Consider the following 25,715-nt stretch of genomic DNA (forward strand, 5'->3'; position numbering starts at 1 on the left):
GGACGTATGCCATCGTGCTTTTCCTGGTGTCGAAGCTGGTGAACAGCCAGGCCGCGGCCCTGACGGCCGTGGCGCCGATGGGGTTGATGCTGGGCATCGATCCGAAAATGCTGATCGCCTTCTTTCCGGCGTCATACGGCTATTTTGTCCTGCCGACCTACCCCAGCGATTTAGCCTGCATCGGCTTTGACCGCTCGGGGACGACCCGCATCGGCAAGTTCATTATTAACCATAGCTTTATTCTGCCAGGGTTAATTGGTGTAAGCTGCGCCTGCGCGGCGAGCTACCTGCTGGTGCAAACCTTCTTTTAACCGCATCAACGGGCGACACGCGCGGTCGCCCGTGCGCAGGTTTAATGAGACTCGCCCTGCGGCGTGAAGCGCAGCTCTATGAGCGCGATGGCTTTCTGGATCGCGCGAAGCGTAACCGGATCGGCAGCGGCAGGATGGCTGGCAAAATCGATATTTTTTAGCTGCGTGGACATCTTCTCGCGCACTTCAACCGGCGCAATAACGTCCAGAACATCAAGAATTTGCTTGATAACCAGCTGACAGGCGACAACGTCAGATACCAGTTCCTGATCGGCGCTCAGGTTTTGTGACATGGGGCTTTCTCCTTATTCAAAGGCCGCCATAGTATCAAAACGTGGCCCCTGACATCTTCCCTTCATCGCCGCAAGACATAAAAAAACCCGCCGAAGCAGGTTTTTCTGTCAGAACATGGCGCCTGGCGGCACGTCTTTAAAGGTGCGGCAGTAGTTGGCCCACATACTTTTCAGGATTTTGCGCAGTTTCATTGTGATGCTCCATTAACGTGTTATACAACGCTGTCGTCAATGTGCCTATAATATGACCACGGTCACAAAAATCAACATTTTTGTGATGTACATCACAATTCAACTCTCAAAAAGATCGTTAACCCACGATACCGCGAACAAAATCTTCGATCGCCTTATCCTGGCAATTTTCGAAGAAGCACTGCTGGAAACGCGGGCCGGAAACAGCGGTCTTTACCAGCTCAGGATCGATGGCGCGCAGCGAGTCCAGATAGTTATCTTTCACTACGGCCGCTTTCACCTGGTTCAGAATACCGGCGTTACGCACCTGCGGCTCTTTACGCTCTGGCGGATAACCCTCCCCTTTGCGGCCGGTGAATGCTTTTTCAAAGATAAAGCGAACGTTCAGCTCCGCCCCCCAGCCAAAACCTTTGGCAAACGGCAGCGAAAGCGCATTGCCGTTGTTGATTTGCGCAAAGAGGAAAGCGTCTGCGGGATCGATGCAGTAGCCGCAAATCACGCCAGGGTGGATGTTTAACGACATCAGCGCCCCCTGCCCGGTGCCGCATCCGGTGACCACGAAATCTACCGCTTTCGCATTCAGCAAAATACTCGCCATAATGCCCAGGTGGATGTAGGTCAGGTGATGATCGTTTTCGTCGCTCATACCGACGTTATATACCGGAAACCCTTTTTCATCAGCTACCGTTTTCAGCTCTTTCAGTATCACCGCGTTTTTGGCCGCCTGGCTGTTTTCCATCATCAGTGCAATTTTCATTATCTCTCTCTCCGGGATGCGCTGCGGGCGAACCCGCTATGGATACCTTTTCATAATTTACCCTACTATCAAACAAACGCACTTTCAAAGTAAATGAAATGTGGTTTTAAAAAAACAAATGCGCGCTCACAGATCTGTGACAAAAGCGCCTCACGTCGTCCGTTGCAAAGAGAGAAGAGAGATTGTCCGGCTATTCGGGGGATTGCGGCGGGCATCTGCGGGTACGATAACGTATTTCCATCCACTCAGAGCGAACCATGAAAAGAGTCATCGTAGCCGGCGCTATCCTGCTGCTCGCAGGGTGCAGCGTTAACCGTCAGGCGGAAATCAGCAGCCTCGATGCCCCGAACGGCATTGTCCGCCTCGACTACGGCCAGGCAGTGCTGCAAAACGCCTGGTCAGACGAATATGTTAATAACGGTACCGCGGTAAAAGCCTGCCAGAACATGGGGTATGCCACCGCCTCTGCCTACGGGCAGCCCGTCAAAACCTGTACCCTGACAAGCGGCTCTTTGTGCCTGAACGAGAGCGTGACCATTCAGTATAAATGCATGGGGTATGCCGTTAACCCTAAGTCAAATAACCCCTGGTATTAATCAAAGCTGCCAGCGCGTGCTGGCGCTTTATTTAACTAAGAACAAAAATAATTCGCATTAATAAATATAAATATCGCCAATGCGTTTTATTCCCATTCGTATTTTGAACTAATAAATATTTAATTTTACTTTTTGCAAATAATTAAATAACAAATTATAGTGTCGCTCATTATGAACCCGTAATAATAATCCGGAGCGCCACCATGCTGAAAACTGAAATGATCGACAAGCTCAATGCGCAAATGAACCTTGAGCTCTATTCATCCCTTCTCTACCAGCAGATGAGCGCCTGGTGCAGCTATCACAGCTTCGAAGGTGCGGCAGCGTTTCTACGTCGTCACGCTCAGGAAGAGATGACCCACATGCAGCGCCTGTTCGATTATCTGACCGATACGGGTAGCCTGCCGCGCATCGAGAACGTGGCATCGCCTTTTGCCGAGTACAATTCTCTCGACGAACTGTTCCGCGCCACCTATGAGCACGAACAGCTGATCACTCAGAAAATTAACGAACTGGTTCATGCGGCAATGATCGGCCAGGATTATCCAACCTTTAATTTCCTGCAGTGGTACGTCGCTGAACAGCACGAAGAAGAGAAGCTGTTTAAATCGGTGCTGGATAAATTATCGCTGGTGGGTAAATCTGGCGAAGGACTTTACTTTATTGATAAAGAACTTTCGACTCTCGATACGCAGAATTAATATCAGCGCGGTGCCGGTTTCCGGCGCCGCGTTAATTTACATACACCCCGCGCAGCTGGTGCAGCGCCAGTCGTGAGGATTCACGGCCTGGTAAAAATTGCGGTAATTCGCCGTCTCCAGCGGAATACCCGCCTCGAAAAACAGGTCGGTTAGCCAGTCGACGTTCTCAATAATCCACTCATCTTCCTGTAGTCCCTGGGCGAACGCCTCATCCTCGGGATCGATAATCGAATAAATTGCCCACGTGCCCATGTCTTTTTCGCGTCGGGACTCCGGCAGCGTCAGGGGCTGATTCTGCCAGCTGATAATCCAGTGACCGTGGCATAACAGATTGCCTCCCCGGCTCCATGCCGCGGTAAATGGATTCTCCCCCGCCATAAAAACCCTCACTTTATTTTATTATTTGTACAAGGTGTTTACGTTACGCCTGAATTTCGCGCCGTAATATTGCCCTTATGAAGTAGGCATCACCCCATAAAGGATCGGAGGGTTAGCCGGGTGTAAAATAATCATTACACGACTTGTAACGGTGATTTGACGAATTACCGCTTTTCCCTTACTCTGCGCCGCAGAATTTGTCGCGATTCACCATCGTTGTAGAGGAAAGCGTGAAAAACAGAACCCTGGGAAGTATTTTTATCGTCGCCGGAACGACGATTGGCGCAGGAATGCTGGCAATGCCCCTGGCCGCAGCAGGCGTGGGATTTGGAATGACCCTGCTGCTGCTTGGCACGCTCTGGGCATTAATGTGCTACACCGCACTGCTGCTGCTTGAGGTATACCAGCATGTCCCCGCCGATACCGGACTGGGTTCGCTTGCGGCGCGCTACCTGGGACGCTACGGCCAGTGGATCACCGGCTTTAGCATGATGTTCCTGATGTATGCCCTGACCGCCGCCTATATTAGCGGTGCCGGAGAGCTCATCGCCTCCAGCGTCAATGACTGGTTTGGCTCAGACATTACCCCTGCCACGGGAGCCATCTTCTTTGCGCTCATCGGCGGCGGCGTGGTCTGCGTGGGAACCTCGCTGGTCGATCTGTTTAACCGCTTTCTCTTCAGCGCTAAAATTCTGTTTCTGGTTGTCATGCTGGTGCTGCTGGCGCCGCACGTGCACAAGGTGAACCTCCTGACGCTGCCGCTGGAAAAAGGTCTGGCGCTTTCCGCTATCCCGGTTATTTTCACCTCGTTTGGCTTCCACGGCAGCGTGCCAAGCATCGTCAGCTATATGAACGGTGATATTCGCAAACTGCGCCGCGTCTTTGTCATCGGCAGCGCCATTCCGCTGATCGCCTACATTTTCTGGCAGCTGGTGACGCTGGGCAGCATTGACTCTTCAACCTTCGTCGGGCTGATGGCGCAGCACGCTGGCCTGAACGGTTTTCTGCTGTCCCTGCGCGAGGTGGTCACCTCGCCGCACGTGGAGCTGGCGGTGCACCTGTTTGCCGACCTGGCGCTGGCAACCTCCTTCCTGGGCGTGGCGCTCGGCCTGTTTGATTACCTTGCCGACCTGTTCCAGCGCCGCAATACCGCCGTCGGGCGGTTGCAGACCGGCGCCATTACCTTCCTGCCGCCGCTGGCCTTTGCGCTGTTTTACCCGCGCGGGTTTGTGATGGCGCTGGGCTACGCGGGAGTGGCGCTCTCTGTCCTGGCCCTGCTGCTCCCTTCCCTGCTGGCGTGGAAAAGCCGTCAGCAGCATCCTCAACAAGGATACCGCGTGGCAGGCGGGAAACCGCTGTTGTGCGTTGTGTTTAGCTGCGGGGTGATGATTATTCTGGTGCAGGTGTTGATTGCAGCGGGGATGCTGCCGGAAGTGGGTTAAATATAAAAGGGGCTATCATCAGCCCCTTTTTTATCAGTGCAGGCAGCAGCTCTTAAACTTCTTCCCGCTGCCGCAAGGACATGGATCGTTACGCCCCACCTTCGTGCCGTTCACGACAGGCTTCTTCGCTTCCGGCTGCTGCGGATTCTCCACCCAGTAGTTGTATAAGCGCAGGGCCGCAGGCTGGATGCGCTCGATGCTGGCGATATACTCCTCTTCGGACAGTTCATCCAGCTTCTCGCTGTTCTCTTCCGTTCCGTGCAGGGCAATCACCTCGAGGTCGGCCTTCAGGGATTCCGGCAAGGCTGACCAGTCCGTCAGCGCCACGCCGCGCATGTAGCCATAGCACCACTCTTCGACCACGGTGTAACTCTCCCCGTCAACGTTGTTATAGCCGAACATCGGCTCAAACTGATCCGGGTACTCGCTCAGGCGCTCGGCAATGTCGTTCATATGCTTAAAGCAGAGATCGATAAAACGGTTCATCTCACGATCGTTTTTCCAGCGCGGAATGTATTTCTCCCCGCCCCACACCGCCACCAGCCAGGCATCTGGCTCAACGACAACAGGGCCGGAAAGCACTGCGGTAAGCATGCCGTCCAGCTCGGACACGTCAATCACGGACGCATCGTCATGACCGTAAGACATTAACGTCTCTTCCAGCCACGCCATTTCGCTTTCATTTAATGGACCTTCCGTCATCGCGGACACTCCTGATAAAAAGGAAAGGATCCTACCACAGATCGCACGCCTGCCCTGGCTGAAGTTTAGGTCTTTATTGCTGCAAAAGCGTGCAAATCGTGACCGTTGCACAACTTATGGGCTTTATTGTTAACGATGTGTGATCTCCGCTGTAATTTCTTCTGCTGCCCCAGGGCGGGATAACGCGGCACTCTATACTCAAAGATGTCATATCCCCGTCAAGGGGTTAACCATTCTGGCAACGTTTTTGCTTGCTGTTCTTCGCGCGACGCTGCGCATGGAAACCTCGCCGTATCACGCAGGATGCCGTTCGTTTAGTGCATTTTGTTCTTGCTCGTGTTTTTGGATTGGCTGCGCCCTGGGCGTTCAGGCTTACGCCGTGGTGCAAAAACCTCTTTGCTAAGGAACATAATAATGTCGCTGAAATTTATCAGAACTCCCCTTTCTCTTGTGTTGGCCGGTTGCCTGGTGACGGCGTTTTCCGCCCGGGCAGATATCGTGATTGGCGTGGCCGGGCCGTTCACCGGACCGAATGCCACCTATGGCGATCAGTACTGGCACGGCGCTACGCAGGCTGCAGAAGACATTAATGCTGCAGGCGGGATTAACGGTGAGAAGATCAAACTGGTTCAGGGGGATGATGCCTGCGAGCCTAAGCAGGCCGTGGCCGTCGCCAACCGCTTAGTCGACCAGGATAAGGTCAATGCCGTGGTCGGCCATTTCTGCTCCTCCTCCACCATGCCCGCTTCCGAGGTGTATAGCGACGCCGGCATCATCGCGATTACCCCCGGCTCGACCAATCCGCTGATCACCGAGCGCGGCATGAGCGACATGTTCCGCATGTGCGGCCGCGACGACCAGCAGGGCCAGGTGGCCAGCGACTTCATCATCGACAAGCTGAAAGCCAAACGCGTGGTCATCATTCACGATAAAGACACCTATGGACAGGGGCTGGCAGACGCTACCAAAGCGGCGCTGGCGAAACGCGGGGTCAAGGATGTGATGTATGAGGGGTTATCCCGCGGTGAAAAAGATTTTAACGCGCTGGTGACGAAGATCGGTGCCCAAAAACCGGACGTGGTGTTCTTCGGCGGCTGTCACCCGGAAGCCGGCCCGCTGGTTCGCCAGATGCGTGAACAGGGCGTGCAGGCGAAATTCTTCTCCGGCGACTGCATTGTCAACGAAGAGATGGTGACTGCGGCGGGCGGCCCGCAATACACCAACGGCATTTATATGACCTTCGGTAAAGATCCGCGCCTGATCCCGGACGGTAAAGCAGTTATCGAGAAATTCCGCGCCGGTAAATTCGAGCCGGAAGGTTACACCCTCTACTCCTATGCTTCCGTGCAGGCCATTGCCGCGGCCTTCAAGGCCACCGGCGGCAAGGACTCTGCCAAAGCCAGCGAGTGGCTAAAGGCCAATTCCGTCGACACGGTGATGGGCAAAAAAGCCTGGGACAACAAAGGCGATCTGAAAGTGTCTGACTACGTGGTTTACCAGTGGGACGACAAGGGAAAATATAAGGAAGTCGAGTAACGGGACGGAGTCACGCTCAACGTCGGCGGGCCTGCCCGTCGGCGCGTAATAAACATCAGGCTGTGCGTCTCGCGCAGCCTATAAAACGAGCGCGCTAAAATGAGTACATTCTTCCTGCAACAGTTAATCAATGGCTTAACGCTGGGCTCCGTCTACGGCCTGATCGCCATCGGCTACACCATGGTGTACGGCATTATCGGCATGATCAATTTCGCCCACGGCGAAGTGTATATGATTTCCGCCTATCTCTGCGCCATTGGCCTGGCGCTGCTCTCTTTCTTCGGGCTTGAGTCATTCCCCCTGCTTATTCTGGGTACGATGGTGTTCACCATCGCGGTAACCGGCGTGTACGGCTGGACTATCGAGCGTATCGCCTACAAGCCGCTGCGCAACTCCACGCGACTGGCGCCGCTTATCTCCGCCATCGGGATGTCGCTTATCCTGCAAAACTATGCCCAACTGAGCCAGGGCCCGCGCCAGCAAGGGGTGCCGACCATGCTCGACGGCGTGATTCGCCTGCATTTTGGCGACGGGTTCGTGCAGATAACCTACACCAAAGTGTTTATTCTGGTCGCCTCGTTTGCCGGCATGCTGATCCTTACCTGGATAATCAACCACACCCGGCTGGGGCGGATGTGCCGCGCGGTACAGCAGGATCGGAAGATGGCCTCCATTCTGGGCATTAACACCGACCGGATTATTTCGCTGGTTTTTGTTATCGGCGCGGCGATGGCAGGCCTGGCGGGCGTGCTCATCACCATGAATTACGGCACCTTTGATTTCTACGTCGGGTTTGTGATTGGCATTAAGGCCTTTACTGCGGCAGTGCTCGGCGGCATCGGATCCCTCCCCGGCGCCATGCTGGGTGGCCTTATCCTCGGCGTCGCGGAAGCCCAGTTCTCCGGCATGGTGAACTCGGACTATAAAGATGTCTTCTCGTTTGGCCTGCTGGTCATGATCCTGATTTTCCGTCCCCAGGGACTGCTTGGGCGCCCGATTGTGGCCAAAGTGTGAGGGAGAGAATGATGACATCGCACGGTTTTTCTCTTAAACGCTGCATTCTCGACGCGATTTTTTCCGGGCTGATTGCGCTGATTATCTTCGGCCCCATTGCGGGCGTGGTGCTGGACGGGTACAGCTTTAACTTCGCCGGACAGCGGCTGGCCTGGATAGTTGGCATTGTGATGCTGGGGCGTTTTCTGTTGAGCGCCTTTTTAGGTACCGCCGCGGGAGCCCGCTTTCAGGCTCGCTTTGAGGCCGATAGCGCGGGCGTGTATGTCCGGCCTCCGGAATACAAAAGCCGCATGCGCTGGATTATTCCTCTGGTGATTGCTTTTGCGGTTTGCTTTCCGTTTGTCGCCACTAAATATGTGCTGACCGTCGCTATTCTCGGGCTGATCTACGTGCTTCTTGGCCTGGGGCTGAACATCGTCGTGGGGCTGGCCGGCCTGCTGGACCTGGGGTACGTTGCGTTCTACGCGATCGGGGCGTACGGTCTGGCGCTGGGATACCAGTATCTCGGCTTAGGCTTCTGGAGCATGCTGCCGCTGGCGGCGATCATGGCCGCCGCCGCAGGCGCCCTGCTCGGTTTCCCTGTGCTGCGCATGCACGGTGACTATCTGGCCATCGTCACCCTCGGATTCGGGGAGATCATTCGCCTGGTACTGAACAACTGGCTGACCTTCACCGGCGGCCCCAATGGCGTCTCGGCCCCTCCTCCCACCTTTTTCGGTCTGGAGTTTGGACGACGCGCGAAAGAAGGTGGCGTGCCCTTCCACGAATTTTTCCACCTGACCTACAACCCGAACATGAAGTTCATCTTTATCTATACGGTGCTGTTTCTGGTGGTAATGCTGGTGCTCTACATCAAGCACCGCCTGACACGAATGCCGATTGGCCGCGCGTGGGAAGCCCTGCGGGAAGACGAAATTGCCTGTCGCTCAATGGGGTTAAATCATGTGCTGGTTAAGCTCTCAGCCTTTACGCTGGGCGCGTCGACCGCGGGGATTGCCGGGGTATTCTTCGCGACCTACCAGGGGTTCGTGAACCCGACCTCATTCACGTTCTTTGAATCGGCCCTGATCCTCGCCATCGTCGTGCTGGGGGGTATGGGCTCGACGCTGGGCGTGGTGCTGGCTGCCTTTGTGCTTACGGTCACGCCGGAGCTGCTGCGCAGTTTTGCCGAGTACCGCGTCCTGCTGTTTGGCATGCTGATGGTGGTGATGATGATCTGGCGTCCGCGCGGTTTGATCCGCATTAACCGCAGCGGGTTTGCCGTGCGTAAGGGCGTGGCGCCATGAACGAAACGATATTGCGCGTTGAACATCTGATGATGCACTTCGGCGGGATTAAGGCGCTAAACGACGTCAACCTGGACGTGCAGCGCGGCTCCATTACCGCCCTCATCGGGCCAAACGGGGCGGGAAAAACAACCGTGTTTAACTGCCTGACGGGCTTCTATAAGGCCTCCGGCGGCAGCATTTTATTTAATACCCGCACAAACACGACCAACGTTATTCAGGTCCTCGGACAAAAATTCCAGCCGGGCGACTGGATTAACCCGGCGCAACTCGGGCAGCGCCTGTTCTACAAAATGTTTGGCGGAACGCACCTGGTGAACCGCGCCGGGCTGGCGCGCACCTTCCAGAACATTCGTCTTTTTCGCGAGATGTCGGTCGTAGAAAACCTGCTGGTCGCGCAGCATATGCGCGTCAACCGTAATCTTCTCGCCGGGATTTTAAACACGCCGGCATACCGGCAGGCGGAGAGCGACGCCCTGGACAGGGCCTTCTACTGGCTGGAAGTGGTGGACCTGGTGGAGTTCGCCAATCGCCTGGCGGGAGAGATGTCGTACGGCCAGCAGCGGCGTCTGGAGATCGCGCGGGCAATGTGTACCGGGCCCGAGATGATCTGCCTGGATGAACCCGCCGCCGGGCTTAACCCGGTCGAAACGCATAAGCTCAGCAGCATTATTCGCTTTCTGCGGGATCGGCATGACATCACGGTATTACTGATTGAGCATGATATGGGGATGGTGATGGAGATTTCGGACGACATTATCGTGCTCGACCACGGCGATGTGATTGCCAGAGGAAAACCCGAGCAGATCCAGCATGATGAAAAGGTCATTGCCGCCTACCTGGGCACGGATGAAAGCGAGGTGAAGCTATGAGCGAACCGCTGCTGGCATTTCGCGAGGTGGACGTGTTCTACGGCGTGATTCAGGCGTTGAAACAAGTTTCGCTGGAGGTCCATAAAGGTGAAACCGTGGCGCTGATTGGCGCAAACGGCGCGGGGAAATCGACATTGCTGATGTCCATCTTTGGCCAGCCCCGTATCCGCAACGGGCAGATCCTTTTCAGTGGTGAAGATATCAGCCATAAATCCACCCACTACGTCGCCTCCGGCGGCATTGCGCAGGCGCCTGAAGGCCGGCACGTTTTCCCGGATATGACCGTTGAAGAGAATCTGCTGATGGGGACCATCCCCATCGGTAACCGGTATGCGGCTGAAGATATGCAAACCATGTTCGAGCTGTTCCCTCGCCTCAAGGAGCGGCGCAAGCAACGTGCGATGACCATGTCCGGCGGGGAACAGCAGATGCTGGCTATCGCCCGGGCGCTGATGAGCCGTCCGAAGCTGCTGCTGCTGGATGAACCGAGCCTGGGCTTAGCGCCGATCGTGGTGAAGCAGATCTTCCAGACGCTGCGCGAGCTGGCCCGCAACGGCATGACCATCTTTCTGGTGGAGCAGAATGCGCATCACGCGTTGAAGCTTTCCGATCGCGGGTATGTGATGGTTAACGGGCAGATCCGGCTGAGCGGCAGCGGCGAGGAGCTGCTGGGCAATCAGGAGGTGAGGAAGGCTTATCTGGGCGGGGTGTAACTGGCGGATTCCAGGCACAAAAAAACCACCTTTCGGTGGTTTCACGACACTGCTTATTGCTTTGATTATTCTTTGTTTCCCATGGTACCCGGAGTGGGACTTGAACCCACACAGCGCGAACGCCGAGGGATTTTAAATCCCTTGTGTCTACCGATTCCACCATCCGGGCTCGGGAAGAAAGTGGAGGCGCGTTCCGGAGTCGAACCGGACTAGACGGATTTGCAATCCGCTACATAACCGCTTTGCTAACGCGCCGTAAAACTTTTCAAACTGACACCCGCTGCTGCGCATGTCTTTAATCTGGAGCGGGAAACGAGACTCGAACTCGCGACCCCGACCTTGGCAAGGTCGTGCTCTACCAACTGAGCTATTCCCGCATGTCATCAAACTTACTGCTAACTGCTTGATTTCACTATCGTCCGGCTTGCTGTGCCGCCGTTCGATGCGTTGCATTCTACTGATATGACGTTATGAGTCAACGTTATTTTTTGCTTCCCCGGATCGTTTGCTGAAAATTACGGCGAAACGATCACTGTTCAAGCAAATCCCCGCGCGCAGCGTTCAAATATTGCAGCATTGACCACAGCGTCAGCACCGCCGCTATCCACAGAAGACCGATCCCCGCCCACTCTACCCAGGCGTTCGGGCGCCAGAGCATCCAGACCAGCGAGGCCATCTGCGCGGTTGTTTTCACTTTACCAATCCAGGACACCGCCACGCTGCTGCGTTTCCCCAGCTCAGCCATCCACTCGCGCAGCGCAGAGATGATGATCTCACGGCCGATCATGGTTGCGGCGGGCAGCGTCACCCACCAGGTATGATAGTGCTCAGCCACCAGCACCATCGCGATAGCGACCATGACTTTATCAGCTACCGGATCGAGAAACGCGCCGAAACGGGTGCTTTGATTCCAGCGGCGCGCCAGATAGCCATCAAACCAGTCAGTTACCGCTGCGATAAGGAAGATCAATGCGCAGGCAAACGGTGCCCAGACAACCGGCAGATAAAATGCCAGCACAAAGAATGGAATGAGTACAACACGAAAGAGAGTGAGCAACGTAGGGATATTATATTGCATAGTGACGGTAACTATTTGTTGTCAGTAAAATTTAGCTCTATGTTGCTACAGAGCCCTCAATGTTTCAACGAGTAGTAGATCTTTTCTGCCAGCCCTTGCGAAATACCCGGCACTTTTGCAATTTCCTCCATGCTGGCGTTGAGTAATCCTTGCAATCCGCCCATATATTTCAGCAGCATCTGGCGGCGTTTTGGCCCCACGCCCTCAATGGTCTCAAGCGTGCTTGTGTTTTTGACCTTCGCCCGTTTTTTGCGGTGCCCGCTGATGGCATGGTCGTGCGACTCATCGCGAATATGCTGGATAACGTGCAGCGCCGGGGAGTCCGGTGGCAGGCTGAAGCCCTCGCCTTCCGGTTCGAAGAACAACGTCTCCAGACCGGCCTTACGATCGGCCCCTTTTGCCACGCCTAACAAAAGCGGATGGTTTTTGTCCCACTCAACGTCAAGCGACTCGAATACCGCTTTCGCCTGACCAAGCTGCCCTTTCCCGCCGTCGATAAGAATGACGTCAGGGATCTTGCTTTCTTCAATGGCCTTACCGTAGCGACGGCGGAGCACCTGATTCATGGCCGCATAGTCGTCACCCGGCGTGATGCCGGTGATGTTATATCGGCGATACTCGGCGCGCAGCGGGCCGTTGGCGTCAAACACCACACAGGACGCCACCGTCTGCTCACCCATCGTATGGCTGATATCGAAACATTCCATTCGCTTCACTTCCGGCAACTTCAGGAGCGTCGCCAGCGCGGTTAAACGCTGGCTGACCGTGGATTGCTGGGACAGTTTCGTGCTGAGCGCCGTCGCCGCGTTGGTTCGCGCCAGCTTCAGATAGCGCGCACGATCGCCGCGCGGTTTGGTTTGAACATTGACCCGACGGCCCGCCAGTTCGGAAAGCGAATCGGCCAGCAGGGTTTTATCGTCAAGATTAAAATCAAGCAAGATCTCGGAGGGCAACGTGCGCATCTGGCTGCCCTGCAGATAGAACTGGCCGACAAACGTTTCCACCACTTCTCCCAGCTCAGTGCCGCCAGGCACTTTCGGGAAATAGCTGCGGCTGCCGAGCACTTTTCCCTGGCGAATGAACAGCACATGCACGCAGGCCATGCCGGCATCGAAGGCCACGCCGATAACGTCGAGATCGTCACCGGTATTCGAGACAAACTGTTTCTCAGTGACTCTGCGCACCGCCTGGATTTGGTCGCGGATCCGTGCAGCCTCTTCAAACTCAAGCGCGGCGCTGGCTTTTTCCATTCGCGCAATCAGCTGGGTTAAGACCTGATCGTCTTTGCCGGCTAAGAACAGGCGTACATATTCTACCTGCTGCGCATACTCGTCTTCACTGACCAGCCCGGCAACGCAGGGGCCAAGGCAGCGACCAATCTGGTACTGCAGACACGGGCGCGAGCGGTTGCGGTAGACGCTGTTTTCACACTGGCGGATCGGGAAGATTTTTTGCAGCAGCGCCAGCGTTTCCCTCACGGCATAGCCATTCGGGAAGGGGCCGAAATATTCACCCTTCGCATGTTTTGCGCCGCGGTGCATCGCGAGGCGCGGATGGGTATCGCCACTCAGAAAGATAAACGGATAGGACTTGTCGTCCCGCAGCAGCACGTTATAGCGCGGCTGGTAGAGCTTAATATAGTTGTGCTCAAGCAGCAGCGCTTCCGTCTCGGTATGCGTCACGGTGACATCAATATTCTGAATAAGTGAGACCAGCGCTTCGGTCTTACGGGAGGCAAGGTTGCTGCGGAAATAGCTGGAAAGACGTTTTTTAAGATCTTTGGCCTTCCCCACATAGATAACCGTACCGCCAGCGTCATACATCCGATAGACGCCTGGCTGGCTGGTTACGGTTTTCAGAAATGCTTTTGAATCGAATACATCACTCACTGACTTAACAACGTCTCCGCGTTACATAAACCGTGCCGGATGGCCAGATGAGTCAGTTCAACATCACCATGGATGTTCAGTTTACTGAACATTCGATAACGATAGCTGTTGACCGTTTTCGGGCTGAGATTCAGCTGTTCTGAGATCTCATTCACTTTCTGACCCTTGGTGATCATCAGCATAATCTGCAATTCACGCTCAGACAAACTGGCAAACGGCGATTCCGTTTTCTCGGGTTCGATCTGGCTCAGCGCCATCTGCTGCGCAATGTCAGAGGCAATGTAACGCTGCCCGGCAAAAACAGAACGGATAGCATTGACGACTTCCTGCGGAGCGGCACCTTTGCTCAGGTAACCAGCTGCACCCGCCTGCATCACCTTCGCGGGCAGTGGGTTTTCAGTATGCACGGTCAGCATGATGACTTTCGTATCAACAAAGGTACGCGCGATTTTGCGTGTTGCCTCAAGACCACCGATACCGGGCATGTTCATATCCATCAGCACCACATCGGCCGAGTTTGTGCGGCACCATTTTACGGCATCTTCCCCACAGCACGCCTCACCGGCAACTTTAATACCTTTAATATCTTCAAGAATGCGTCGTATCCCTGCGCGCACCAGTTCGTGGTCATCAACAAGAAGGACGTTGATCAAAGGAAATATCTCCAGAATAGGGATAACGCTACTGAGTGATAATTTGGCTTATATTAACGGTTTTCATCACAAGATTAAAACGATAAAAAATCGGCCATTCGATTTTGGTCTCGTTTTTGGAAATTAGCCTGTACAGTCCATGGAAAGAGAGCCTTGCCATCAGAGCTTTTCCGGCTTTTTTTAAGCATCTGTATTCAAAAAGTTACAAAAAGCTTGCATGTTTTTCTCGCGGAAAAACTGTCCTCAAATTTTTGTAACAATAATTAACTGCAAGTAAACCAGGCGCAAACAATTAAAAACCGTACCAGAGCATCAGTTTACCGTCTGGCTGCGTTTACGCAAATAAACACCGACGTAAAAGTACGAAAAACAACCGCTGCATTTTTTGCTGCAGCTTGTGGTATACTCCGCCGCCTTGACTTTCGTCGTCGCGCTTTAGCGCCGTTTAATAATGAGGAAAATAAATGAGCACACCTGAATTTGCCACTGCGGAGAATAACCAGGAACTGGCACAGGAAGTAAACTGCCTGAAAGCGCTGCTAACACTGATGCTGCAGGCGATGGGCCAGGCTGACGCTGGTCGTGTGATCATTAAAATGGAAAAACAAATCGCGCAGATGGAAGACCAGGCGGAATCGGCCGTATTTGCTAACACCGTTAAGCAAATCAAACAAGCGTACCGCCAGTAACAAAAAACGGCTGGATGCAGTGCATTCAGCCGTCCACTCGTCTGTCACGCAGAACGTACTCTCTAATCAGATCAATCCCGTAGCCGCCGCGTAACAGGCAATCTGCGTCTTGTTTGGCGCATTAAATTTTTTCTGCATATTCTTCTGATGGAAGTTAACCGTATTCTCTGAAATAGAGAGAATGATCGCTATTTCCGCAGACGTCTTCCCTTCCGCAGTCCATTTCAGAATTTCTCGTTCGCGTTTGCTGAATTTCATCTCAGGCGGCATAACCATCTCATCTTCAAAACGCAACAGCGCGGTTAATGCCATTTGCACCAGCATCTGAAGCCGCAGCTCTATTTCCTCGTCGGCAAATGGCCCTTCCTGCGCGCTAGTACGAGAAACAGAGAGGAAGCCGAGCGCATGATTAGGCAGCATCAGACACTGCGTTATTCCCGAACGTAAGCCGAAGTCCTGCGCGCTGCTCCATAATTCCTGAGCATCCGCGAATAATGCGTCCGTCCAGGGTAAATGCCCCTGAATGAAATTCTCCGGCTTAAGCACCGGATCGATGGTGAAATAGTTCGCAGATTGATATTGCGCCAACCACTGCTGCGGATAAGTGGCATACACAGAAATTTTAGGTCGCGTAAACGGCACGGGATGGCGCACACAGAGTGCGTAATAATCGAATTCCAGCGCCTGAGTTTGTCGCTGAAGCTCCTGATATACCTCGGCGGCACAGGTCAATTCCTGAAACCGGAGGGAGCAATCCCGTCGCCAGGTGAAAAAGTCTGAATCCTTCATACTTACTAAAAGAAGCCTCTGAAAAGATAATCATTATTATGGTGAATATAAACTAACACATAAAACTTATTTCTAACTACAAAATATCGGCAATAGTGCAACTGCGCTATAGATAAGGGCTATTCTGGCCGGGCGGAATAAAAGAACATCGTTTAAGGGGTAGAGCGAGAATAATTTGCTCCAGAGAAAGTTTCTGGAGCAAATCAGTGCAGAAATGCTACTGCATGAGGAATTTTTCCAGGAACTGACGGGTTCGCGGCTGCTGAGGATTAGCAAATAAGCTTTTCGCCGGTCCCTGCTCCACAATTCGCCCCTGGTCCATAAAGATGGCCCTGTCCGCCACATCGCGCGCAAAGCTCATCTCATGCGTCACGATGACCATGGTGCGTTTTTCCTGCGCCAGCTGGCGGATGGTGTTCAGCACCTCACCCACCAGCTCGGGATCGAGCGCGGAGGTCGGTTCATCAAAGAGGATCACATCAGGCCGCATCGCCAGCGCCCGCGCTATCGCCACGCGCTGCTGTTGCCCCCCCGACAGGCGGCGCGGATAGCTGGTTTCTTTACCTGCCAGCCCGACTTTGGCGAGCAATTCGCGCGCGCGAGCCGTCGCTTCTTCTTTTGGCTCACCTTTTACTATGACCGGTCCTTCAATAATATTCTCCAGCACCGTGCGGTGCGGGAAAAGGTTGAAGCTCTGGAACACAAAGCCAACATGCTGACGCAGGCGGCGAATCAACCCTTTCTGCTGGCTGATGGATTTACCGGTATCAATCGTTATCTCCCCAACCCGAATGGTGCCCCCTTCCGGCTGTTCAAGCAGGTTGATACTGCGCAGCAGCGTAGTTTTACCCGATCCGCTCGGGCCAATAATCGCCACTACTTCGCCCTGCTCAACTTCCAGGTCGATCCCGTGGAGCACCGTTTGCCCGTGGAATTTTTTCACCAGGTTTTTAACGTCGATAGCACTCATTTTGGATCACGCTCCTGGCGGTTAAGCTGGTTTTCAAAATAGTTTTGCAGCGCGGACAACACCGTCGCCATCACCCAGTAGATCAGCGAGGCGGCCAGATACATGGTGAAAACTTCAAGGGTGCGTGAGGTAATGAGCTGCGCCTGACGGAACAGCTCCGGCACCTGAATGGTTGCTGCGAGTGAGGTGTCTTTCACCAGGCTGATGAAGCTGTTGCTCAGCGGCGGAAGCGCTACCCGTGCAGCCTGCGGCAGAATCGCGCGACGCAGCGTCTGCCACGGCGTCATTCCAATACTGGCCGCCGCTTCCCACTGGCCTTTATCAATTGACGAGATCGCCGCGCGGAGGGTTTCGGAGGTATAGGCCGCCGTATTGAGCGACAGCCCAATCATCGCCGCCGGGATCGGATCCAGCTCGATCCCGAACTGCGGTAAACCGTAGTAGATCATAAAGAGCTGGGCGATGAGCGGCGTACCGCGAAACACGGAGATATAAAAGCGCGCCAGCCAGCGTACCGGCAGGATGGGCGACATGCGCATTAAGGCCAGAATAAAACCCAGCACCAGCCCGAAGAACATCCCGCCGATACTGAGCTGTAACGTAAATACCGCACCTTTCAGCAGGAACGGCAGCGAATCAATAACCAGTTGAATACTTTCTTGCATTATTATTTTTCGACCTGATTTTTAGACATGAGGATGATAAGCAAACAGCGCGGGCGCCCCGCCGGTGTGCACAAATAAAATCGGCCCTTCATCCTTAAAGCGTTTCTGCGCAATGCCATCGATAAGCCCGGCCATCGCTTTGCCCGTGTAGACCGGATCGAGCAGTATACCCTCAAGGCGCGCCAGCAGCTTAACTGCTTCCATCCCCTCTTCGTTAGGCGTCCCGTAACCCGGTGCAAAATAGTCATCCCAAAGCCGGATCTCGGCCCTGGCCTTCAGCTCCAGCTGCTCTGCCACCGCCTGTTGCAGAGTCACTACTTTTGGCTTCTGGTCCGCGACGCTGCGGGACACCGTCACGCCAATCAGCTCGACCTCCGGCAGCAGCTGTTCCAGCCCCACCGCCAGCCCGGCATGCGTGCCCGCGCTTCCGGACGCGACGACCACCGACGAGAGGCTAACGGCGCCCTCGCACTGCTGTGCAATTTCCAGCGCGCTTTCCACATACCCCAGCGCGCCCAGCGCATTCGAACCACCGACGGGAATAACGTAGGGACGGAAACCCTGCGCTTCCAGACGCGTGGCAAGTTCGTCAAGCTGCGAGGTCGGGCCGGTCAACGCATCCACCATCTCCACCTGCACGTTAAACAGATCCAGCAGCAGACGGTTACCGTTGGTCAGATAGTTTTCCGCCCGCGTACCTATCGGGTTTTCCAGCAGGGCCACGCAGTGAAGCCCGAGCTTTGCCGCCACGGCCGCCGTCTGACGAACGTGGTTAGACTGAATGGCCCCGGCGGTGATCAGCGTGTCCGCCCCTTCGCGCAGCGCGTCAGCCGCCAGAAACTCCAGCTTGCGCAGCTTATTGCCGCCCATCGCCATCGGCGTCACGTCATCGCGCTTAATAAAAATATCGCGTCCCAGATAATCAGAAAGTCGCGGCAGGTACTCCAGCGGCGTCGGCGCACCGATAAACTCCAGACGGGGAAAGCGCGTTAAATTCTGTAGTGACATGGAATCTCCGGTAACTCAGACAAAATGTGATATTTTTCATTATGCACGCAGACGCGTAAGAAATAAAAAAGGCGCTTTTAAAAGCGCCTTTTTTTCACGTCACCGACTTATTTGGTGACGTCTGCCCCGAACCACTTCTCAGACAGCGCCTTCAGGCTGCCGTCTTTCTGCATGTCAGCAATCGCGGAATCAATGGCTTTCACCAGATCCTCATTGCCTTTACGAACGGCCACGCCGGATTCCTGACGAGAGAACGCATCACCCGCTACCGCGAGGGTATTGTTGGTTTTCTTCACCAGATCCAAAGCGGCCAGACGGTCAACCAGAATGGCGTCGATGCGGCCTACGCGCAGGTCCTGATATTTCGTCGGGTCATCATCATAAGTGCGGATATCCACACCCTGAACGTTCTGGCGCAGCCACTCTTCGTAGTTGGTTCCCAGACCGACGCCAACTTTTTTACCTTTCAGATCGGCAGCCGTTTTGATGGAGCCTTCGTTACCTTTCTTCACCAGCGCCTGAATACCGGACACGGTGTACGGCGTGGAGAAGTCATACTTCTTCTTACGCTCGTCAGAAATGGTCACCTGGTTAATCACCACGTCAATGCGTTTGGAGTCCAGCGAAGCCAGCATACCGTCCCATTTGGTCGGTTTCAGCGAGGCCTTAACGCCGAGATGTTTCGCCAGTTCTTCTGCAAATTCCACTTCAAAACCGGTGAGTTTGCCGTCATCACCCTGGAAACTGAATGGAGGATAGGTTCCTTCCAGCCCAACCAGCAGCGTGCCGCGCTCTTTTACTTTATTCAGCAGGTTTTCTGCGGCGAACGTTTTTACGCTCATGCCCGCAACCAGCGCGACGGCCATAACTCCCATCAGCGCCTGACGACCCAGAAGTGCAAATTTCATAAATACCCCGATATAGTGGAATTTTTACGTAGTGTAGAGAAATCGCCTGCAACGTCAAAGGCGACTGCGCTACATCTTATTCTTTTTTAATATATATCAGAAGTTGTTCCGGCGAGCGCTTTCTGCTTCAAGGAACCCGGCATTTGCACCTTATATTGCGCATACTTGCGCAGCGCAATACGGTAGTTGTTGGTGCTGGTTGCAGGCAGCCACGGCTCCAGATTTTCATCCAGATAACCGGTCTTGAGCAGATCGCGAGAGATATTGTTAACGGTCAGATGCTGACCAAGGCGGCGCAGGCGAACCACATATTCGCGCACGGTGCCGTGGCTCATCTCCGTTTGTTCGAACAGAAACTGCTTGAAGCCGATGATGTCGAAGAAGTCGCTTTGCTCTTTGCAGTGAAGATCGCCACAGAAACGGCAAAGCGCCACCCACTCTTTTTGCTCTTCGAGCCACGCGGCTTCATCCATTAACGTGTCGAGGCGAGAGATTGCGATTTTATTCACGATCTCGCCGCGGCGAACCAGCGTGATACGATCGAGTAATTTGTTACAGTGGGCGCAATGCGTCTGGCTGTGTTTAAAGTCTTTCAGGTAGCGGCTTAAAGGCCGTCTTTTAGATTGCTGCACCGTCATGATAACTCCTGGTTGTCAATACGTTGTGCGGCATTTTTCGGGTGATTGAATCACCTATAACTTACCCAGCTTGGTTCGTAAGCGTTTAATGGCCTGGCTGTGCAGCTGGCTAACCCGCGACTCCCCCACCTCCAGAACCGCGCCAATCTCTTTGAGATTAAGCTCTTCCTGGTAATAAAGGGTCAACACCAGCTGTTCGCGCTCAGGCAAAGCCTCAATCGCTTCCATTACGCGCTGGCGTAAATTCCCTTCCATTAAATGGTGTAACGGGTTTTCCTGCTGGTGCTCGTCCGTCACCAGCTCGATGCTATCGCCATGCTCTTCTCGCCACTCGTCATAGGAGAAGAGTTGGCTATTATTGGTATCGAGCAACATCTGACGATACTCTTCAACAGCAATGCCAAGACGTTCCGCCACTTCGGTTTCCGTTGCGTTGCGTCCCAGTTCCTGTTCCAGCTGCCCCATCGCATGCGCCACTTCGCGCGCGTTGCGGCGAACGCTGCGCGGCACCCAGTCGCGGCTGCGCAGCTCGTCCAGCATCGCACCACGAATACGCTGAACTGCGTAAGTCGTAAATGCCGTTCCTTGCAGAGCGTCGTATCGGTCAACTGCATTCAATAACCCGATACCGCCCGCCTGTAGCAGATCGTCAAGTTCCACGCTCGCCGGCAAGCGCACCTGGAGGCGCAATGCTTCGTGACGCACCAGCGGGACATAACGCTGCCACAGCGAGTGTTTATCCATTACACCTTCAGCGGTATAGAGTGAATTCACGATAAACAGCCCTGCGTTAGTTGAGTTATCGGCATGATTATCCGATTCTGCAGGGCGTTCAATTGGATGAAAAAGGGGGATAAAGTGAGGTTATTCTGAGGTTGCCTGCATCAGGGGCAACTTTTCTGGCTAAATTAACAGTTGCAGCAATGAGATATCGTCGCCCAATTTGACGCTATCTATATGTTGATGAAAGAGCTTTCCTGCTTCCTGATTATGCTGGCTCAGGGAGTGGAAGCTGTAAATAACGTCAATAATATTGTCTTGTTCAATTTTCCCCGCCGCGATGGCCTGACCGGCAAGCAGCGATTTGAGGAAATAGAACTCCGCGACGATTAAATAGAGATTATTCAACATGCTGCGGCCGTTGCTCTGCGGAAAGCCCTGCTCCCAGAGCTTGTATTTAAAAAAGTTCTTAAACAGGTGATCGTTTTCCGTCAGATAACCGCCCGCCACATCGCGCCAGACGGACTCGATGTTTTCCATGACCTTTTCTGCCGAAACGGTGTCATCGACAGATTCAAACTGTTGATAAAGCTGGTCAAAATAACGGTTTAATACGGCGCCACCGCGGGCCGTCGCTTTCTTCGTAAAGTAACTTTGGATGAGCGAGATTAACGCGAATTTCAGGCTGTAGTTCTGATTAAACCCGCCTAACTCCGTCTTGATTTTACCGCTCACCAGCTCGTTCACCAGCGAAAAATAAACCGTTTCGAGCGTGCCGATATTCTCTTCCAGGTTTTCGAGCTTTTCAGCCACCATGAGGAATTTCACCACGGCATAAACTTGTTCTTCAACGCTCACCGCCTCAACGCTAAATAGGTTCTGGCAGAAAAGATTGATGACCTTAATCTTCAAATCCATAGCTGGCGCATTATTAACGTCCTGCTGAACGCTGATGGACTCCATCATCGACATCGACGCCCGATCGTTCAACAGCAGTCGGGTGACTTCCGGACACGAGAGATTGAGCGATTTTTCAATTTCGGTTTTATAGACGCGGTTTGTCCGTGGGAATGTCGAACAGGTTGGGCTTAACGCCTGAGCCCCCATGGCGCTATGAATAGAACAGAGCTTTTCCGTATCCATAAACGGGCAATTTTTACTTTCCGTATGGAAAATCACTTCGCCCCAGTTGCCATACTGTTTTTTTGTGACTTTTATCGCCGTTTTCGCCGTGTGACGAATGGCGGTATTTTTACTGTTCAGATAGCGGTTAACGGAGGATTTATCAAACGCGATGGTCCATCCCTGACAACAATGTTCACGACATTCCCCACCGACACAGGAAAAATCTGCGACCAGTTTAGGCTGGGTAATAACGATCTGTTTCACGGGCGGATCCTCAAAATTCAGAGACAAAAAAACCCCGCCGAAGCGGGGTTTGATGCGTAATATTAACGCAGCAGAGACAGAACGGTCTGTGGAACCTGGTTTGCCTGAGACAGAACAGAAGTACCAGCCTGCTGCAGGATCTGCGCGCGGGACATGTTGGAAACTTCAGTTGCGTAGTCAGCGTCCTGGATACGGGACTGAGCAGCAGACAGGTTGTTAGAGGTGTTGTTCAGGTTGTTGATTGCAGAAGTGAAGCGGTTCTGCACAGCACCCAGACCGGAACGAGCGGTATCAACTTTAGCGATTGCTTTGTCAATGGTGTCCAGATCGGTAGCAGTCATTGCTTTCAGGTCGATTGCGTTCACACCCAGAGTGGTGGTGTCAGCTTTAGCACCGCTCAGATCCAGATCGATGGTGTCGCCGTCGTTTACGCCAACCTGAATTTTAACCACACCAGCAGTACCAGCAGAACCATCCAGCAGTTTGATGCCGTTGAAGTCGGTTTTGCTGGCAACACGGTTGATTTCAGCCAGACGAGCGGTAACTTCATCCTGCAGAGAGGCCAGGTCAGAGGTGCTGTTGGTGCCGTTGCTTGCCTGAACAGCCAGTTCACGAACGCGCTGCAGGTTGTTGTTGATTTCGTTCAGGGAACCTTCAGCAGTCTGCGCCATGGAGATACCGTCGTTGGCGTTACGTGCTGCCTGAGTCATACCTTTGATCTGAGCGGTCATGCGGTTTGCAATCGCCTGGCCAGCGGCATCGTCTTTCGCGCTGTTGATACGCAGACCTGAAGACAGACGCTCAATAGCAGTGCCCAGAGAAGACTGAGATTTGTTCAGGTTGTTCTGAGTAGTCAGGGACAACAGGTTAGTATTGATAACTGCCATAATTTTCTTTCCTTCAAAAATTGGGTTTTAGGTCCGGTGCCTAACACTCACAGCGTCTCTCACCGTCAACAAGGTTATCGACGGGTCCCGAAAAGACTTTAGAATCAATTTCGAAAAAATTATAACTCAATGATTATTAATGATTTTATTTTTAAAAAATCAATTAAGGTTTATCATAAGGTTATTATTTAGGTCTTTTTATTACGTGGAATATGCCAAAAAAGGCACACACTTATCCGTGTTATTGACGCGCTAAAAAATCGTCCCAAAGTGCAATCGTTTCATTTACCGCGCCAGGACATGCCTATTCTTTGGATTATTTTTTTCTCACCATCGTAAACTTTTACTATTCGAGGCCGATAAGAGTCCTGAACTACTTTCGTATTTAAGGAAAATATACATGGCTACTATCAGTAACCTCGGGATAGGTTCTGCAGGACTCGGGGATTTATATAATCAGTTGGACGCAGCAGAAAGAACCAAGCTGACGACGATTACTACCCAGCAATCGACGTATAACGCACAGTTGAGCGCGTACGGCAAGCTGCAGAGTGCCATGACCTCGCTGCAGACTGCGACCGCTGCGCTGGGTAAAGCGACCACATGGAACTCAACTGCCGTAAGCAGCACCAACACGGCCTTTACGGCAACCACTACCGCTGACGCATCCGTCGGCTCTTATGTGGTTAACGTCAACCAGGTGGCAAAAGCACAGGCGCTCACGACGGGCTCCTATACCACCAACACGGAGCTGCTGGGCGATACGACCGGCACGACGCGTAAAATTACGATTACCCAGCCGGGTACAAAAACGCCTTTAGAGGTGAACCTGGCCGATGGCGATACGTCGCTGGCCGGGATCGCGAGCGCGATCAATAAAGCGAACGGCAACGTCACCGCCAGCGTAATCAAGGCGAAAGACGGCGATTATCGCCTGATGCTGTCATCGAAAACCACCGGTACGGATGGCGAGATGACCATCAGCGTAACCGGGGACGACAAGCTGCAAAGCGCCATCGGCTACGACTCAACCGCCAAAACCGGCGCGCTGACGGTAAATACCGCGGCACAGAACGCGATTGTCGTCGTGAACGACATCAAGATTGAGCGTCAATCGAATACCATCTCCGATGCGCTGCCCGGCATGACCTTCACCGTGAAGGCAGAAAGTAAAGCGGATGAAATGCTGGAAGTGACGCGCGCCACGGATGCGAACCAGAAAGCCGTAACGGACTGGGTAACCGCGTATAACTCGCTGCAGTCCACCATTAATAGCCTGACCAAATATGTGCCGGTCGACGCTGGCTCTGGCGGCCAGTCAGCCAGCAACGGCGCGCTTGTCGGGGATGCAAACGTGCGCGGGATCCAGTCTCAGCTGCGCGGTCTGCTGACCGAAGTGCAGGCCGGCTCCGTTCAGATCATGGCTCAACTCGGGATTACCCAGGATCCGGTGAAAGGCGCAGACGGTACGGTCGGTAACCTGAAGGTGGATACCGATAAGCTGAAAAAAGCGCTCACCGACAACCCGACCGCCGTACAGCAGTACTTTATCGGTGACGGAAAGAAAACCGGTCTGGCGACCCAGATGAACAACACGCTGACCACCATGCTCAGCACCAGCACCGGCAGCGCGGGTGTGATCCAGAACGCGAAAGACGGTATTAACAAAACGCTGAAAACCCTGGGCGAACGTTACGATTCTATGGAAGCCTCTATTGATGCGACCATGGCGCGTTACAAAGCGCAGTTCACCAGCCTGGACGTATTAGTCACCAAAATGACCAGTACGGCCAACTACCTGACCCAACAGTTCTCACAAAAATAGTCGTAGCCTTCAGGAGTGGATATGTATAAGACCTCTGGTGTTCAATCCTATCAGCAGATAGGAGTAGAAAGCGCTGTTATGAATGCCAGTCCACACCAGCTGATTGTCATGTTGTTCGACGGGGCGCATAGCGCCCTCGTCCGTGCGCGTTTGTTCATGGAAGCCGGACAAATTCGTGAAAAAGGCGAAGCGTTATCGAAAGCCATTAACATCATCGACAACGGTTTAAAAGCAGGACTGAACATGGAGGTTGAGAGCGATCTGTCCAGTAATCTTGCCTCCTTGTACGAATATATGGTTCGACGTTTATTACTGGCGAACGTCAGTAACGACGTAGACGCAATTGTTGAAGTCGAGGGTTTATTAAACAACATTGCGGATGCGTGGAAGCAAATCGGCCCCAATGCGTCCTCTATTTCAGGATAATTTTGATGAATAATCCCAGCGCAGCGCTTAGCCACTGGCAGGCGTTACATGCTCAGAGCATTGCTATGCTAAATCTCGCACATTCTGGTCAATGGGATGCGCTTATTGAGCAGGAAATGCATTACGTTCAACTGGTGGAAAAGATTTCGCAAACGCCCATCATGTCATGCCCCCCGGCTCAGGTTGAGCAAGCGCGTGCGCTGCTGGAGATGATCCTCGACAATGAGAATACGTTAAAGGCCCTGCTGAAAGTACGGATGGACGAACTGCGTAATCTCATCGATCAGACCGGTAAACAGCAATCCATCACCTCTACCTATGGAAAGCTGTCAGGGAATATTCTTTATCCAGAAAGTGTTACCCGCGACACACAATTATGATTTCTTCA

General features: G+C 53.5%; 30 protein-coding genes and 3 tRNA genes. 13 read left to right on the plus strand and 20 right to left on the minus strand.

Translation table 11 applies throughout. The annotated features are described in order from the left end of the window. Nucleotides 1–311: anaerobic C4-dicarboxylate transporter family protein (locus URZ40_RS19585; RefSeq protein WP_320721013.1), on the plus strand; the 311-nt coding region annotated here is incomplete at its 5' end. Between the two features lie 41 nt (nt 312–352). On the opposite strand, the gene URZ40_RS19590 is transcribed toward URZ40_RS19585, so the two are convergent. The 3 genes from URZ40_RS19590 to URZ40_RS19600 all read right to left on the minus strand — a co-directional run bounded on the left by URZ40_RS19590 (nt 353) and on the right by URZ40_RS19600 (nt 1,553). Further along, entirely contained in the window at nt 353–604 is a 252-nt protein-coding gene (locus URZ40_RS19590; protein WP_008500405.1) for a DUF2766 family protein, read from the minus strand. 108 nt (nt 605–712) lie between these two features. Then, nucleotides 713–796, minus strand: a complete 84-nt coding sequence (gene azuC, locus URZ40_RS19595) for a stress response protein AzuC (RefSeq protein ID WP_014884364.1) — start codon at nt 794–796, stop codon at nt 713–715. Between the two features lie 118 nt (nt 797–914). Then, nucleotides 915–1,553, minus strand: a complete 639-nt coding sequence (locus tag URZ40_RS19600; protein WP_116339027.1) for an RpiB/LacA/LacB family sugar-phosphate isomerase — start codon at nt 1,551–1,553, stop codon at nt 915–917. Nucleotides 1,554–1,810: 257 nt separating this feature from the next. Between URZ40_RS19600 and yecR the strand changes: the two genes are divergently transcribed. Then, nucleotides 1,811–2,149 carry a YecR family lipoprotein gene (gene yecR / locus URZ40_RS19605; protein WP_116339025.1) on the plus strand — a complete coding sequence of 113 codons (339 nt, stop codon included), beginning with the start codon at nt 1,811–1,813 and terminating at the stop codon, nt 2,147–2,149. A gap of 203 nt (nt 2,150–2,352) precedes the next feature. Next, on the plus strand, nt 2,353–2,850 hold the full coding sequence (ftnA, locus tag URZ40_RS19610) for a non-heme ferritin (protein ID WP_028013664.1): 498 nt from the start codon (nt 2,353–2,355) through the stop codon (nt 2,848–2,850). 36 nt (nt 2,851–2,886) lie between these two features. Here the strand turns inward: ftnA and URZ40_RS19615 are convergent, their stop codons facing one another. After that, nucleotides 2,887–3,228, minus strand: coding sequence for a hypothetical protein (locus URZ40_RS19615; protein WP_116339023.1), 342 nt, complete (start codon nt 3,226–3,228; stop codon nt 2,887–2,889). A 230-nt stretch (nt 3,229–3,458) separates the two neighbouring features. Between URZ40_RS19615 and tyrP the strand changes: the two genes are divergently transcribed. After that, on the plus strand, nt 3,459–4,670 hold the full coding sequence (gene tyrP / locus URZ40_RS19620; protein ID WP_116339021.1) for a tyrosine transporter TyrP: 1,212 nt from the start codon (nt 3,459–3,461) through the stop codon (nt 4,668–4,670). A gap of 33 nt (nt 4,671–4,703) precedes the next feature. Here tyrP and URZ40_RS19625 read toward each other — a convergent pair whose 3' ends face one another. Continuing rightward, nucleotides 4,704–5,372 carry a YecA family protein gene (locus tag URZ40_RS19625; RefSeq protein ID WP_320721014.1) on the minus strand — a complete coding sequence of 223 codons (669 nt, stop codon included), beginning with the start codon at nt 5,370–5,372 and terminating at the stop codon, nt 4,704–4,706. Nucleotides 5,373–5,786: 414 nt separating this feature from the next. Between URZ40_RS19625 and URZ40_RS19630 the strand changes: the two genes are divergently transcribed. The 5 genes from URZ40_RS19630 to URZ40_RS19650 all read left to right on the plus strand — a co-directional run bounded on the left by URZ40_RS19630 (nt 5,787) and on the right by URZ40_RS19650 (nt 10,793). After that, nucleotides 5,787–6,908, plus strand: coding sequence for a branched-chain amino acid ABC transporter substrate-binding protein (locus URZ40_RS19630; RefSeq protein ID WP_116339017.1), 1,122 nt, complete (start codon nt 5,787–5,789; stop codon nt 6,906–6,908). A 99-nt stretch (nt 6,909–7,007) separates the two neighbouring features. Continuing rightward, entirely contained in the window at nt 7,008–7,922 is a 915-nt protein-coding gene (locus URZ40_RS19635; protein WP_320721015.1) for an ABC transporter permease subunit, read from the plus strand. Between the two features lie 11 nt (nt 7,923–7,933). Further along, nucleotides 7,934–9,208: a high-affinity branched-chain amino acid ABC transporter permease LivM gene (gene livM / locus URZ40_RS19640; protein WP_320721028.1), complete on the plus strand. Its 1,275-nt coding sequence runs from the start codon at nt 7,934–7,936 to the stop codon at nt 9,206–9,208. Continuing rightward, nucleotides 9,205–10,080, plus strand: coding sequence for an ATP-binding cassette domain-containing protein (locus tag URZ40_RS19645; protein ID WP_316379482.1), 876 nt, complete (start codon nt 9,205–9,207; stop codon nt 10,078–10,080). The genes livM and URZ40_RS19645 overlap by 4 nt, the downstream gene beginning before the upstream one ends. Further along, complete coding sequence (locus URZ40_RS19650) at nt 10,077–10,793, plus strand: ABC transporter ATP-binding protein (protein ID WP_316379481.1); 717 nt, start codon at nt 10,077–10,079, stop codon at nt 10,791–10,793. Before URZ40_RS19645 ends, URZ40_RS19650 begins: the two co-directional genes overlap by 4 nt. An 82-nt stretch (nt 10,794–10,875) precedes the next feature. On the opposite strand, the gene URZ40_RS19655 is transcribed toward URZ40_RS19650, so the two are convergent. From URZ40_RS19655 to uvrY, 6 genes are all read right to left on the minus strand, one after another. Further along, nucleotides 10,876–10,962, minus strand: a tRNA-Leu gene (locus tag URZ40_RS19655). Nucleotides 10,963–10,974: 12 nt separating this feature from the next. Further along, a tRNA-Cys gene (locus URZ40_RS19660) sits at nt 10,975–11,048 on the minus strand. A 46-nt stretch (nt 11,049–11,094) separates the two neighbouring features. Next, a tRNA-Gly gene (locus tag URZ40_RS19665) sits at nt 11,095–11,170 on the minus strand. A 152-nt stretch (nt 11,171–11,322) separates the two neighbouring features. Beyond that, nucleotides 11,323–11,871: a CDP-diacylglycerol--glycerol-3-phosphate 3-phosphatidyltransferase gene (gene pgsA / locus URZ40_RS19670; RefSeq protein ID WP_316379480.1), complete on the minus strand. Its 549-nt coding sequence runs from the start codon at nt 11,869–11,871 to the stop codon at nt 11,323–11,325. Nucleotides 11,872–11,927: 56 nt separating this feature from the next. Beyond that, nucleotides 11,928–13,760 (minus strand): excinuclease ABC subunit UvrC, encoded by a 1,833-nt coding sequence (gene uvrC / locus URZ40_RS19675; RefSeq protein ID WP_320721016.1) that lies wholly within the window; start codon nt 13,758–13,760, stop codon nt 11,928–11,930. Then, a complete protein-coding gene (uvrY, locus tag URZ40_RS19680) occupies nt 13,757–14,413 on the minus strand; it encodes a UvrY/SirA/GacA family response regulator transcription factor (RefSeq protein WP_013096026.1) in 657 nt (218 codons plus the stop codon). The genes uvrC and uvrY overlap by 4 nt, the downstream gene beginning before the upstream one ends. A gap of 464 nt (nt 14,414–14,877) precedes the next feature. On the opposite strand from uvrY, the gene URZ40_RS19685 reads away from it, so the two are divergent. Continuing rightward, nucleotides 14,878–15,102, plus strand: a complete 225-nt coding sequence (locus URZ40_RS19685) for a DUF2594 family protein (protein ID WP_014832453.1) — start codon at nt 14,878–14,880, stop codon at nt 15,100–15,102. Between the two features lie 66 nt (nt 15,103–15,168). Here URZ40_RS19685 and sdiA read toward each other — a convergent pair whose 3' ends face one another. The 9 genes from sdiA to URZ40_RS19730 form a co-directional block, all read right to left on the minus strand. Beyond that, complete coding sequence (gene sdiA / locus URZ40_RS19690; RefSeq protein WP_320721017.1) at nt 15,169–15,891, minus strand: transcriptional regulator SdiA; 723 nt, start codon at nt 15,889–15,891, stop codon at nt 15,169–15,171. Between the two features lie 217 nt (nt 15,892–16,108). Further along, nucleotides 16,109–16,861: an L-cystine ABC transporter ATP-binding protein TcyN gene (gene tcyN, locus URZ40_RS19695; protein ID WP_041909387.1), complete on the minus strand. Its 753-nt coding sequence runs from the start codon at nt 16,859–16,861 to the stop codon at nt 16,109–16,111. Continuing rightward, nucleotides 16,858–17,526 carry a cystine ABC transporter permease gene (tcyL, locus tag URZ40_RS19700; RefSeq protein ID WP_163329837.1) on the minus strand — a complete coding sequence of 223 codons (669 nt, stop codon included), beginning with the start codon at nt 17,524–17,526 and terminating at the stop codon, nt 16,858–16,860. The genes tcyN and tcyL overlap by 4 nt, the downstream gene beginning before the upstream one ends. A 21-nt stretch (nt 17,527–17,547) precedes the next feature. Then, nucleotides 17,548–18,534: a D-cysteine desulfhydrase gene (gene dcyD / locus URZ40_RS19705; RefSeq protein ID WP_320721018.1), complete on the minus strand. Its 987-nt coding sequence runs from the start codon at nt 18,532–18,534 to the stop codon at nt 17,548–17,550. A gap of 107 nt (nt 18,535–18,641) precedes the next feature. Further along, complete coding sequence (tcyJ, locus tag URZ40_RS19710; protein WP_047652374.1) at nt 18,642–19,442, minus strand: cystine ABC transporter substrate-binding protein; 801 nt, start codon at nt 19,440–19,442, stop codon at nt 18,642–18,644. An 86-nt stretch (nt 19,443–19,528) separates the two neighbouring features. Beyond that, nucleotides 19,529–20,080 (minus strand): flagella biosynthesis regulatory protein FliZ, encoded by a 552-nt coding sequence (fliZ, locus tag URZ40_RS19715; protein ID WP_116338989.1) that lies wholly within the window; start codon nt 20,078–20,080, stop codon nt 19,529–19,531. 54 nt (nt 20,081–20,134) lie between these two features. Beyond that, nucleotides 20,135–20,854 (minus strand): RNA polymerase sigma factor FliA, encoded by a 720-nt coding sequence (locus URZ40_RS19720; RefSeq protein ID WP_014170714.1) that lies wholly within the window; start codon nt 20,852–20,854, stop codon nt 20,135–20,137. 129 nt (nt 20,855–20,983) lie between these two features. Then, nucleotides 20,984–22,189, minus strand: a complete 1,206-nt coding sequence (fliB, locus tag URZ40_RS19725; RefSeq protein ID WP_320721019.1) for a flagellin lysine-N-methylase — start codon at nt 22,187–22,189, stop codon at nt 20,984–20,986. Nucleotides 22,190–22,251: 62 nt separating this feature from the next. Next, on the minus strand, nt 22,252–23,076 hold the full coding sequence (locus tag URZ40_RS19730) for a flagellin (RefSeq protein WP_047362882.1): 825 nt from the start codon (nt 23,074–23,076) through the stop codon (nt 22,252–22,254). A 400-nt stretch (nt 23,077–23,476) separates the two neighbouring features. Here URZ40_RS19730 and fliD point away from each other — a divergent pair, with 400 nt between their 5' ends. From fliD to fliT, 3 genes are read left to right on the plus strand one after another with little or no spacing between them, the layout of a single operon-like run. Next, nucleotides 23,477–24,901: a flagellar filament capping protein FliD gene (fliD, locus tag URZ40_RS19735; protein ID WP_320721020.1), complete on the plus strand. Its 1,425-nt coding sequence runs from the start codon at nt 23,477–23,479 to the stop codon at nt 24,899–24,901. 21 nt (nt 24,902–24,922) lie between these two features. Then, nucleotides 24,923–25,327, plus strand: coding sequence for a flagellar export chaperone FliS (gene fliS / locus URZ40_RS19740; RefSeq protein ID WP_320721021.1), 405 nt, complete (start codon nt 24,923–24,925; stop codon nt 25,325–25,327). A 5-nt stretch (nt 25,328–25,332) separates the two neighbouring features. Then, complete coding sequence (gene fliT, locus URZ40_RS19745; RefSeq protein WP_116338981.1) at nt 25,333–25,707, plus strand: flagella biosynthesis regulatory protein FliT; 375 nt, start codon at nt 25,333–25,335, stop codon at nt 25,705–25,707. Nucleotides 25,708–25,715 lie beyond the last annotated feature (8 nt).

Origin of the sequence: Enterobacter sp. 296B2 (assembly GCF_034106185.1) — a bacterium.
GTDB classification, from domain to species: Bacteria; Pseudomonadota; Gammaproteobacteria; order Enterobacterales; family Enterobacteriaceae; genus Enterobacter; species Enterobacter cloacae_N.

Bases quoted from the DNA above. Each gene is read 5' to 3' on its own strand.
- fliT (WP_116338981.1), top strand. From the start codon at position 25,333: ATGAATAATCCCAGCGCAGCGCTTAGCCACTGGCAGGCGTTACATGCT.
- tcyN (WP_041909387.1), bottom strand. From the start codon at position 16,861: ATGAGTGCTATCGACGTTAAAAACCTGGTGAAAAAATTCCACGGGCAA.
- fliS (WP_320721021.1), top strand. From the start codon at position 24,923: ATGTATAAGACCTCTGGTGTTCAATCCTATCAGCAGATAGGAGTAGAA.
- sdiA (WP_320721017.1), bottom strand. From the start codon at position 15,891: ATGAAGGATTCAGACTTTTTCACCTGGCGACGGGATTGCTCCCTCCGG.
- azuC (WP_014884364.1), bottom strand. From the start codon at position 796: ATGAAACTGCGCAAAATCCTGAAAAGTATGTGGGCCAACTACTGCCGC.
- URZ40_RS19635 (WP_320721015.1), top strand. From the start codon at position 7,008: ATGAGTACATTCTTCCTGCAACAGTTAATCAATGGCTTAACGCTGGGC.
- URZ40_RS19650 (WP_316379481.1), top strand. From the start codon at position 10,077: ATGAGCGAACCGCTGCTGGCATTTCGCGAGGTGGACGTGTTCTACGGC.
- fliD (WP_320721020.1), top strand. From the start codon at position 23,477: ATGGCTACTATCAGTAACCTCGGGATAGGTTCTGCAGGACTCGGGGAT.
- tcyL (WP_163329837.1), bottom strand. From the start codon at position 17,526: ATGCAAGAAAGTATTCAACTGGTTATTGATTCGCTGCCGTTCCTGCTG.
- URZ40_RS19730 (WP_047362882.1), bottom strand. From the start codon at position 23,076: ATGGCAGTTATCAATACTAACCTGTTGTCCCTGACTACTCAGAACAAC.
- livM (WP_320721028.1), top strand. From the start codon at position 7,934: ATGACATCGCACGGTTTTTCTCTTAAACGCTGCATTCTCGACGCGATT.
- URZ40_RS19685 (WP_014832453.1), top strand. From the start codon at position 14,878: ATGAGCACACCTGAATTTGCCACTGCGGAGAATAACCAGGAACTGGCA.
- dcyD (WP_320721018.1), bottom strand. From the start codon at position 18,534: ATGTCACTACAGAATTTAACGCGCTTTCCCCGTCTGGAGTTTATCGGT.
- fliZ (WP_116338989.1), bottom strand. From the start codon at position 20,080: ATGACGGTGCAGCAATCTAAAAGACGGCCTTTAAGCCGCTACCTGAAA.
- yecR (WP_116339025.1), top strand. From the start codon at position 1,811: ATGAAAAGAGTCATCGTAGCCGGCGCTATCCTGCTGCTCGCAGGGTGC.
- URZ40_RS19630 (WP_116339017.1), top strand. From the start codon at position 5,787: ATGTCGCTGAAATTTATCAGAACTCCCCTTTCTCTTGTGTTGGCCGGT.
- ftnA (WP_028013664.1), top strand. From the start codon at position 2,353: ATGCTGAAAACTGAAATGATCGACAAGCTCAATGCGCAAATGAACCTT.
- pgsA (WP_316379480.1), bottom strand. From the start codon at position 11,871: ATGCAATATAATATCCCTACGTTGCTCACTCTCTTTCGTGTTGTACTC.
- URZ40_RS19600 (WP_116339027.1), bottom strand. From the start codon at position 1,553: ATGAAAATTGCACTGATGATGGAAAACAGCCAGGCGGCCAAAAACGCG.
- tcyJ (WP_047652374.1), bottom strand. From the start codon at position 19,442: ATGAAATTTGCACTTCTGGGTCGTCAGGCGCTGATGGGAGTTATGGCC.
- URZ40_RS19625 (WP_320721014.1), bottom strand. From the start codon at position 5,372: ATGACGGAAGGTCCATTAAATGAAAGCGAAATGGCGTGGCTGGAAGAG.
- URZ40_RS19645 (WP_316379482.1), top strand. From the start codon at position 9,205: ATGAACGAAACGATATTGCGCGTTGAACATCTGATGATGCACTTCGGC.
- URZ40_RS19615 (WP_116339023.1), bottom strand. From the start codon at position 3,228: ATGGCGGGGGAGAATCCATTTACCGCGGCATGGAGCCGGGGAGGCAAT.
- URZ40_RS19590 (WP_008500405.1), bottom strand. From the start codon at position 604: ATGTCACAAAACCTGAGCGCCGATCAGGAACTGGTATCTGACGTTGTC.